The organism is Curtobacterium pusillum (assembly GCF_007680845.1).
In the GTDB taxonomy this organism is placed as follows: Bacteria; Actinomycetota; Actinomycetes; order Actinomycetales; family Microbacteriaceae; genus Curtobacterium; species Curtobacterium pusillum_B.
In genome coordinates, this window is record NZ_VEIY01000003.1 from 243,247 (window position 1) to 252,353 (window position 9,107).

The following is a 9,107-nucleotide window of genomic DNA, read 5'->3' on the forward strand; positions in this document are numbered from 1 at the left end:
TCACTTCTGCTGTGCCTGTTGGGTGAACTTGGTCGCGGCCTGCTGCAGCTGCTTCTTGAGGTCGCCGTCACCGGAGATCACGGCCTTCGTGTAGAAGTCGCGGAACCCCTGGAGCGCGGCGATCGTGTTCGGTCCGGTGGGGTCGTCGACCGTGCGGGCGGCCTGCGAGCCGAACTCCTTGTACGTCGGGTTCTTCGCGAAGTAGTCGGCGTAGGTGGTGGCGAGGTCCTTACGGATCGGCATCTGGCCGGTCGTGTCGAGCAGTGCCCGGTCCTGGTCGCTGCTCGTCGTGTACTTCAGGAAGTCCCACGCGGTGCCCTGGTTCTTGCACGACGAGTACATGCCGACGTTCTTGGCGTCGGGGAACGTGTACGTCTGGTCGGCTGCGGTGCCGTCCTTGGTCGGGACGGGCACGCTGCCCCAGTTGACCTTGCCCTTGTACGACGCGATGGCCCAGGGGCCGACGATCGCCATCGCGGCCTTCCCGGTGGCGAAGGCGTCGCCCTGCACCTGCTCGGTGCCGGCGTAGCCCTTCTCGTAGACCGTCTTCCAGAAGTTCGCGACGTCGTAGCCGGCCTGGTCGTCGAAGGTCGCCTTGTTGTCCTTCGTCGCGATGCCCTTGCCACCGGTCTCGGCCGCGTACAGCGGCAGGAAGTCGAAGTTCGGCTGGAAGAACTCGCTCGTCGGCGTCGGGTAGATCGCGTAGGGCGCGGCGCCGGAGTCCTTGATCTTCTGCGCCGCGGCCAGGAACTCGTCGTAGGTGGCGAGCTTCGGGTCGGTGGTGCTCAGGCCGGCCTTGGCGAAGAGGTCCTTGTTGTAGAAGATCATCACGGGGTTCGACTTCCACGGCATCTGGTAGAAGTCACCGTCGGCGGACTTGTACTGGTCCGCCACGTCGCCGGACCGCTTCTCGATGTAGGCGTCGGCTCCGGGGAACTTCGACAGGTCCACCAGGCCGCCCTGCTTCTGGAACTGCCCGGTCGCGGCCGGCAGGTTGTTGTAGACCAGGCAGGGGGTGGTGCCGGCGGTGATGGCGGCGCCGATGACCTCTTCGGTGCTCTTGCCGGCCGGGACCTCCTGGCCCTTGACCTGCTCGTCCGGGTGGTCCTTGTTCCACGAGGCGACGGCGGCCTTGCCCCACTGCACCTCTTGCTCGTTGTTCGAGTACCAGATGGTGATCGGCCCCTTGGCCTTCATCGCGTCGCTCGAGGAGGCGTCGCTGCCTCCGGAGCATCCGGTGAGGACGAGAGCGGCGGTGGCGGCGACTGCCGTCCCGATGGCGATCATGCGACGTTGCATGGGTGACTCCTTCGTCGGGTGTGTTCAGGCCGGGTGTGTTCGGGCCGGGTGTGTTCAGGCCGGGTGGCGCGGTGCTGCTGTGGAACCCCGGACGATGAGCCGTGCCGGGGTGAGCGTGCGGTCGACGGGGTCCTCACCGTCGACGAGGTCGAGGAGCGTGGCCGCGACGACGCGACCCCACTCCGCCGGGTCGTTGTCGAGCGTGGTGAGCGCCGGGTACACGTGCCGACCGATCTGCGAGCCGTCGAGGCCCGAGATCGAGACGTCTTCCGGCACCCGGAACCCGAGCCGCTGGGCGACCGCCATGCCCGCGATCGCCATCGGGTCGTTCCCGTGGACGATCGCGGTCGGACGGTCCACCGGGTCGAGGGCGAGCAGGGACTCCGTGGCTGCGGCTCCGGCCTCGGGCGAGAAGTCCGTCGGGACGACGCGCCAGCGGAGGCCGAGCGCCTCGGCCGTCCGTTCGAACTGCTCGCGGCGGGCGTGCCCGTGCAGCATGTCGTCGTTGCCCGCGACGTGCGCGATCCGGGTGTGGCCCAGTCCGGCGAGGTACCGGACCAGGTCGTCGATGCCCTGTTCGTACTCGCGCCGCACGGCGGGGAACGGGCTCGCGACGTCCGGTTCGCCGAGCGTGACGGCGACCGAGCCGAGTTCGGCGACGAGGGCGACCCGGGGGTCCTGGCGGCGGAGGTCGGTGATGATGAAACCGTCCACCCGGCCGTCACCGGCGAGCGTGCGGTAGGTGCGTTCCTCGGCCGCGGCGTCGGGGACCACGCTGAGGACGAGGACCTGGCCGCGCTCGCTCAGGACGGCTTCGAGCCCGGCGATGAACGCGGCGAAGAACGGGTCGGTCTCGATGATGCTCGGGTCCCGCGTGACCACGAGCCCGAGTGCGGCGGTGCGGCGGCTGGTGAGGCTGCGGGCCGCCGCGTTCGGGCGCCACCCGATGTCCGCCGCCACGGTGCGGATCCGTGCACGGGTGTCGGCGTTCACGCCGGGCCGGTCGTTGAGCGCGAGGGACACGAGCCCCTTCGAGACCCCGGCGTGGCGGGCGACGTCCGTGATGGTGGGACGACGTTCCACGTCCGCCTCCTCCCGACGCTCCGCTGCGTCTGAACCGGTTTAATTGAACCGGTTTAGTGTCACACGGTCAGGGCCGCCGCGCAACCCCTCGACCACGTGGAACGGACGGTCTGCGGACGGCCGTGGCGAAGCTGCGTACCGTCGGCGGCACGGCAACCGAGGAGGAACCCCCATGACCGACGTCACCACCCCCACCGACCGCTACGCGGGCTCGAGCATCCAGAAGGCCGCGCTCGTGGTCGGCATCGTGTTCCTGCTCGTCGGGATCGCCGGGTTCGTCCCCGGCCTCACCACCGGCGACCTGGGCGGCGCGGGGCACGGTTCGATGGCGATGCTGCTCGGGCTCTTCCAGGTGTCGGTCCTGCACAACATCGTGCACCTGCTGTTCGGCGTCGTCGGGCTGCTGGCCGCCCGCTACGCGACCGGCTCGCGGATGTACCTGGTGATCGGCGGCGTCGTCTACTTCGTGCTCTGGGTCTACGGGCTGTTCACCGCGGGACACGACTTCGGGGCGAACTTCGTCCCGCTGAACTGGCCGGACAACTGGCTGCACCTCGTGCTCTCGATCGGGATGGTGGCGCTCGGCGTGGTCTTCCCGCGCGAGCGCCACCGGCCCGTCAGCGCGGCCTGACCGGCTCGGCCGCCGCCCGCGCTTCGCTGAAGGCGGCGACGCACCGCCCGACCTGCTCCTCGGTGTGCGCCGCTGACAGCTGGACGCGGATCCGCGCGCGCCCCTTCGGCACCACCGGGTAGCTGAACGCCGTGACGTAGATCCCGCGTGCCTGGATCTCGTCCGCGATCCGGGCCGTGAGCGCGGCGTCGTGGAACATCACCGGGACGATCGGGTGCTCCCCCGGCAGCAGCTCGAACCCGGCCTCGCTCATCAGGGAGCGGAACAGCGCGGCGTTCGCCCGGAGCCGTGCACGGGCGTCGTCCGAGCGCTCGATGAGGTCGAGGGCGGCGACCGTCCCCGCGGCGATCACGGGTGCGAGCGAGTTCGAGAACAGGTACGGACGGGACCGCTGGCGGAGCAGGTCGACGATCTCCCGCCGGCTCGCGACGTAGCCCCCGCTCGCACCGCCGAGCGCCTTGCCGAACGTCCCTGTGTACACGTCGACCCGGTCCGCGACGCCGCAGAGCTCCGGGGTGCCCCGGCCGTGCTCGCCGACGAAGCCGACGGCGTGCGAGTCGTCGACGATGACGAGCGCGTCGTACCGGTCGGCGAGGTCGCAGATCTCCGCCAGCGGCGCGATCGAGCCGTCCATCGAGAACACCCCGTCGGTGACGATCGCCCGGAACCTCGCGTCGCCGGCGGCGACCAGCTGGGCTTCGAGGTCCTGCACGTCGCGGTTCCGGTAGCGGTACCGCTGCGCCTTCGACAGCCGCACGCCGTCGATGATCGACGCGTGGTTGAGCTCGTCGGAGATGATCGCGTCCTCCGGCCCGAGGAGCACCTCGAACAGGCCGCCGTTCGCGTCGAAGCACGACGAGTACAGGATCGTCGCCTCGGTGCCGAGGAACGCCGAGACGCGACGCTCGAGGTCGAGGTGCAGGTCCTGCGTGCCGCAGATGAACCGCACGCTCGCCATCCCGTACCCCCAGCGGTCGAGGGCGTCCTTCGCGGCGTCCACGAGCACCGTGGAGTCGGCGAGCCCGAGGTAGTTGTTCGCGCAGAAGTTGAGCAGGTCGACGCCGTCCGCCTCGATCGCGGCGCGCTGCGGACCGGCGATCCCGCGCTCCCGCTTCGTCAGCCCGGCATCCTCGATCCCCGCGAGCTCCGCGGCCAGGTGGTCCTTGATCGCGCCGTACATCAGATCTCCGTCCAGTCGATGACGACCTTGCCGCCGTCCGCGGTCGCCGCCGTGGCGAACGCCTGCTCCCAGTCCCGTGCGGGGAACCGCGCCGAGACGATCGAGCCGATGCGCTCCCGCAGCACCGCGCTCGTCTGCAGCATCGAGCTCATGGTCTGCCACGTCTCGAACATCTCGCGCCCGTAGATGCCCTTCACGGTGAGCATGTGCGTGACGACCTTGCCCCAGTCCACCGCGATCTCGCCGGTCGGTAGCCCGAGCATCGCGATCCGGCCCCCGTGGTTCATGGTGTCGACCATCGTCGGCAGGGCCGTCGGCGCGCCGGACATCTCGAACCCGACGTCGAAGCCCTCGCGCATCCCGAGCCGCTGCTGGGCGTCCCGGAGGACCGCGGCGCCGTCGCCGCCCCCGACGTCGATGCCGAGGTCGGCGCCCATCGCCTCGGCCATGGCCAGCCGGGCCGCGCTGACGTCCGTGCCGACGACGAACCGTGCCCCGGCGTGCCGGGCGACGGCGATCGCCATCAGGCCGATCGGGCCGCAGCCGGTGACGAGCACGTCCTCGCCCACGACGGGGAACGCGAGCGCCGTGTGCACCGCGTTGCCGAGCGGGTCGAACAGGGCGCCGACGTCCGGGTCGACATCGCCGTGGTGCACCCAGACGTTCGCACCCGGGAGGGTCAGGTACTCCGCGAACGCCCCGTCGCGCTGCACCCCGAGGCCCCTCGTCCGGATGCACATCTGCCGCCGGCCGGCGCGGCAGTTCCGGCAGGTGCCGCAGACGATGTGTCCCTCGCCGGACACCCGGTCCCCCACGGCGACGTCGCGCACGGCGGAGCCGACCTCGACCACCTCGCCGAAGAACTCGTGTCCGGGGACCAGCGGGGCCGTGACCGCCGAGGCCGCCCAGTCGTCCCACCGCCGGATGTGCAGGTCGGTCCCGCAGATCCCGGTGCGGAGCACCCGGATGAGGACCTCGTCCTCGGTGGGGACCGGGACCGGCCGCTCGGTCATGGTCAGCCCCGGAGCAGCGTCCGGCTTGTACAGCGCCCTCATCGGCGTCATCCGCGTCACCTCGTCGTGCGTGATGTGTGGTGGTGGCGGCTCGTGACCGCCGTCGTCCACCCTGGCACAGGTGGCGCACGGCGGCCGCGCATGTCACGTGCACGGCGTGGTCCGCGGCGCGGGGGCGGCCTGGTGCGCGTGCATGATCCGACGGAGCACGCGTCGATCGACAGGTGCAACGTCGGACGATGCGCACGCAGACGGTGCGCGTGCATACTTCGACGGAGCACGCGTCGATCGACGGGCGCGGTGTCGGAACACGCGTGCGGGCAACACGCGGGGCGGGGCGCGGAGCGCGGCGCGGGCGGCCTGGAGGCGCGGCTCGGCCCCGCCACGCCAACTGCGGCACCACGGGCGGCGGGTCAGACCTCGTTGAACGGCTCCGCATCGTCGAGGCGCGCCCGGAGCGCCGGCGCCGCACGACGCCGGTTCCCCCCGGGGAGCACCCGACGCGTCGACGACCGCCGGATCACCTCGGCCTTGAGTGTCGCCGCCACCTCGGCCCCGTGCGCGTACGGGAAGCGCACGATCGCGCGGACCGCCCCGGGCAGTGCGGGGTCCTCGACCGGCACGGGCCCGAGCACGGTCCCGGCGGTCAACCCGTCCAGAGCCTCGACGGCGGCGCTGACGGCGTCGTCCGTGCCGGTCAGCGTCGCGACCCGGACCGCGGGCGGGAAGTGCAGCTCGCGGCGGTCCGCGAGCTCGTCGTGCGCGGGGCCGTCGAGGCGCCAGAGGGCCATCGCGGTCGCGAGCTTCCCGCCGATGCCGACGAGGTAGGCCTCGGCCCCGGGAGCGCCCTTCGCGGCCGCGTTCGTCCAGAAGCGCAGGACGTCCTCCTGCACGCGCAGCCCCTCGCGCGCGAGCATCCGCTCCCCGTCGAGGAGCAGCACGCACGCGTACCCGCCGGGCACGCTCGGTTCGGCGCCGCGGGTGGCGACGACGACCGAGGGTCGTGCGGGGACCTCGTCGAGCGGACGGGACCCGTCGGCGACCACGATCCGGGTGCCGGGGAAGGCGCGCCCGAGCTCCTCCGCGGTGCGCTGGGCCCCCTGCCCGACGGGCTTGACGGTGCCGTTGCCGCACGTCGGGCAACGGAACCCCACCGCGAGTGCACCGCAGAACCGGCACTGCGGCGTGGCACCGCGGTGCGGAGCCCCGAGCGGGCCGCCGCAGATCCGGCAGTGCGCTCGCTCGCCGCACTCGGCGCAGACCAGCCCCGTGCCGAAGCCCGGGCTCGCGACCTGCACGAGGACGGCGCCGTGCTGGCTGGCCTCCCGCGCGGCACGCCACGCCGAGCTCGGGATCCGGGCCTGCGCCGCGTACCCCTCGGCACCGGTCTGCTGCACAGTCGGGATGACCTTCGGGGTCTTCGCCCGGTAGGGGGTGACCTCCTGCAGCCAGTGCAGCTCGACGAGCCGCTGCACGTCGGTGCTCCGCGCGTGCGAGACGAACAGGAGCGCGGCACCCGACTGGGCGGCGCGGACGAGGGCGACGTCGCGGGTGTGCACGTACGGCGCCCGGGGCTCGGCGAACGAGGCGTCGCCGTCGTCCCACATCGCGATGAGCCCGAGCTCGGTCGCCGGCGCGTACACCGCCGTGCGGTTGCCGATCGCGACGACCGGGTGGGTCCGGGCCTGCAGCAACGCCTTCGCCCGCTGCCCGTTCGTCTGCTTCGCGTCGAACCGGACCACCCGCTCCGCCGGGAGCACCGCGAGGAGCGCCCGCTCGAGGTCGGTGACGTCGCGGAAGTCGGGCACGGCGATGACGGCGGACCGCTCGCCGGCGACGGTGTGCGCTGCCGTCTGGGCGAGCGTCGCGGCCCATCCGGGGACCCAGACCGGCGCGTCGGCGTCACCCAGCGCGACCGGGTGGGGGACGGCTGCGACCGCAGCCCGACCGTGGTCGGCGACCAGCGCCTCCAGGACGCCCTCGGTGTACCCGGTGACGGGCGGGGCCTCGACCGCGGGAGGCGACCACGAGGTGTCGCGTGCCAGCCACGCCTTCTCGGCCCGCACCTGCCGGGTGGGCACGGCGAGCCGGAGCACGTCGGACGCGACGCCGGCCGCCCGGTCGGCCACGGCGCGCGCGAGGGTCCAGATCTCCGGCGCGAGGACGGGGACGGGCGACAGGACCGCCTCGATCTGGCTGAGCTCCCCCGGGTACTCCCCTTCGGTGACGATCTCGACCACGTAGGCGTCGGACATCCGTGCGCCGGTGCGGAGCGGGACCTTCACGCGGACCCCGGGCACGCAGTCGTCCTCGAGCTCGGCCGGCACCCGGTAGTCGAACAGACGGTCCAACTGCGGGAGCGGCGAGTCGAGGACGACGCGCGCGACGGTGGTCACGCGGTGCCTCAGACGGTGGCGGCGACGAGTCCTGCGGCTGTGCGGAGTTCCTCGACGCGGTCGAGCTGCTCCCAGGTGAACCCGGGGAGCTCGCGGCCGAAGTGACCGTACGTCGCGGTCTTCGCGTAGATCGGGCGGAGCAGGTCGAGGTCGCGGATGATCGCGGCCGGACGCAGGTCGAACACCTCGGTGATCGCGGCTTCGATGGTGGCGTCGTCGACGTGACCGGTCCCGAAGGACTCCACGTACAGCCCGACGGGCTTCGCGCGGCCGATCGCGTAGGCGACCTGCACCTCGAGCCGGTCGGCGAGCCCCGCGGCGACCGCGTTCTTCGCGACCCAGCGGAGTGCGTACGCGGCCGAGCGGTCGACCTTCGACGGGTCCTTGCCGCTGAACGCACCGCCACCGTGACGGGAGGCCCCGCCGTAGGTGTCGACGATGACCTTGCGGCCGGTGAGCCCGGCGTCGCCCTGGGGGCCGCCGATCTCGAAGCGGCCGGTCGGGTTCACGATGACGTCGACGTGCGACGAGTCGAGGTCGACCTGGTCGAGCACGGGACGGATGACGTGCTCGGTGACGGCGGCGGTGAGTTCGTCGAGCGTCACGGACGGCGAGTGCTGCGTGGAGAGCACGACCGTCTCGACGGTCTTCGGGACGACGCCGTCGTACCCGACCGTGACCTGGGTCTTGCCGTCGGGGCGCAGGAAGGTCAGCTCGCCGGACTTGCGGACGGCGGCGAGACGCTCGGCCAGGCGGTGCGCCAACCAGATGGCCACCGGCATGTACTCGGGGGTCTCGTTCGTCGCGAAGCCGAACATGATGCCCTGGTCACCGGCCCCCTGGCGGTCGAGCGGGTCCACGCCGGCGCCGGAGCGCGCGTCGAGGGACTCGTCGACACCCTGGGCGATGTCGGGCGACTGCGCGCCGATCGACACCTCGACGCCGCAGGTGTGGCCGTCGAAGGACACCTCGGACGAGTTGTAGCCGATGCCCGTGATGACGTCACGGACGAGCTTCGGGATCTCGACGTAGCCGGAGGTCGTGACCTCACCCGCGACGTGCACGAGTCCGGTGGTGACCATCGTCTCGACGGCGACGCGCGCGTGCGGGTCCACCGTGAGCAGCGCGTCGAGGATCGTGTCCGAGATCTGGTCGCAGATCTTGTCGGGGTGCCCCTCGGTGACCGACTCGGACGTGAAGAGGCGCAGGTTGCTGCTCGTCACCGCGATCAGTCGGTGGGCTGCTGCTGCTTGGTGACGGTGAGCTTGTCCTCGTTGATCTCGTGCAGCGCGACGGACAGCGGCTTGTCGTCGATCGTCGAGTCGACGAGCGGGCCGACGTTGTCGAAGAGCGACCCCTCGTGCAGGTCGGCGTAGTAGTCGTTGATCTGCCGCGCGCGCTTCGAGGCGAAGATGACGAGCGCGTACTTCGACTCCACCTTGGCGAGCAGGTCGTCGATGGGCGGGTCGATGATGCCCTGGGGGTTGGCCATGGTGTCTCCTGAC

Annotated in this window: 8 protein-coding genes; 1 reads left to right on the top strand and 7 read right to left on the bottom strand. The window is 71.7% G+C overall.

The window, feature by feature from the left end; all coding sequences use genetic code 11:
- Positions 1-1,299, bottom strand: coding sequence for an ABC transporter substrate-binding protein (locus FS825_RS08770; RefSeq protein WP_144712151.1), 1,299 nt, complete (start codon positions 1,297-1,299; stop codon positions 1-3).
- Positions 1,300-1,353: 54 nt separating this feature from the next.
- Positions 1,354-2,382 carry a LacI family DNA-binding transcriptional regulator gene (locus FS825_RS08775; RefSeq protein WP_144712152.1) on the bottom strand — a complete coding sequence of 343 codons (1,029 nt, stop codon included), beginning with the start codon at positions 2,380-2,382 and terminating at the stop codon, positions 1,354-1,356.
- A gap of 172 nt (positions 2,383-2,554) precedes the next feature.
- Here FS825_RS08775 and FS825_RS08780 point away from each other — a divergent pair, with 172 nt between their 5' ends.
- Positions 2,555-3,013 carry a DUF4383 domain-containing protein gene (locus FS825_RS08780; RefSeq protein WP_186377148.1) on the top strand — a complete coding sequence of 153 codons (459 nt, stop codon included), beginning with the start codon at positions 2,555-2,557 and terminating at the stop codon, positions 3,011-3,013.
- Here FS825_RS08780 and FS825_RS08785 read toward each other — a convergent pair.
- The 5 genes from FS825_RS08785 to rpoZ form a co-directional block, all read right to left on the bottom strand.
- Complete coding sequence (locus FS825_RS08785) at positions 3,000-4,193, bottom strand: glycine C-acetyltransferase (RefSeq protein ID WP_144712153.1); 1,194 nt, start codon at positions 4,191-4,193, stop codon at positions 3,000-3,002. The genes FS825_RS08780 and FS825_RS08785 overlap by 14 nt on opposite strands.
- Positions 4,193-5,248: an L-threonine 3-dehydrogenase gene (tdh, locus tag FS825_RS08790; RefSeq protein ID WP_144712533.1), complete on the bottom strand. Its 1,056-nt coding sequence runs from the start codon at positions 5,246-5,248 to the stop codon at positions 4,193-4,195. The genes FS825_RS08785 and tdh overlap by 1 nt, the downstream gene beginning before the upstream one ends.
- A gap of 371 nt (positions 5,249-5,619) precedes the next feature.
- On the bottom strand, positions 5,620-7,602 hold the full coding sequence (locus tag FS825_RS08795) for a primosomal protein N' family DNA-binding protein (RefSeq protein ID WP_144712154.1): 1,983 nt from the start codon (positions 7,600-7,602) through the stop codon (positions 5,620-5,622).
- An 8-nt stretch (positions 7,603-7,610) separates the two neighbouring features.
- Positions 7,611-8,825 carry a methionine adenosyltransferase gene (gene metK / locus FS825_RS08800; protein ID WP_144712155.1) on the bottom strand — a complete coding sequence of 405 codons (1,215 nt, stop codon included), beginning with the start codon at positions 8,823-8,825 and terminating at the stop codon, positions 7,611-7,613.
- A 5-nt stretch (positions 8,826-8,830) separates the two neighbouring features.
- On the bottom strand, positions 8,831-9,094 hold the full coding sequence (gene rpoZ, locus FS825_RS08805; protein ID WP_022906709.1) for a DNA-directed RNA polymerase subunit omega: 264 nt from the start codon (positions 9,092-9,094) through the stop codon (positions 8,831-8,833).
- Between the last annotated feature and the right edge of the window lie 13 nt (positions 9,095-9,107).

Coding starts and splice junctions, on each gene's coding strand:
- FS825_RS08785 (WP_144712153.1), bottom strand. CDS start 4,193: ATGTACGGCGCGATCAAGGACCACCTGGCCGCGGAGCTCGCGGGGATC.
- rpoZ (WP_022906709.1), bottom strand. CDS start 9,094: ATGGCCAACCCCCAGGGCATCATCGACCCGCCCATCGACGACCTGCTC.
- tdh (WP_144712533.1), bottom strand. CDS start 5,248: ATGAGGGCGCTGTACAAGCCGGACGCTGCTCCGGGGCTGACCATGACC.
- FS825_RS08780 (WP_186377148.1), top strand. CDS start 2,555: ATGACCGACGTCACCACCCCCACCGACCGCTACGCGGGCTCGAGCATC.
- FS825_RS08770 (WP_144712151.1), bottom strand. CDS start 1,299: ATGCAACGTCGCATGATCGCCATCGGGACGGCAGTCGCCGCCACCGCC.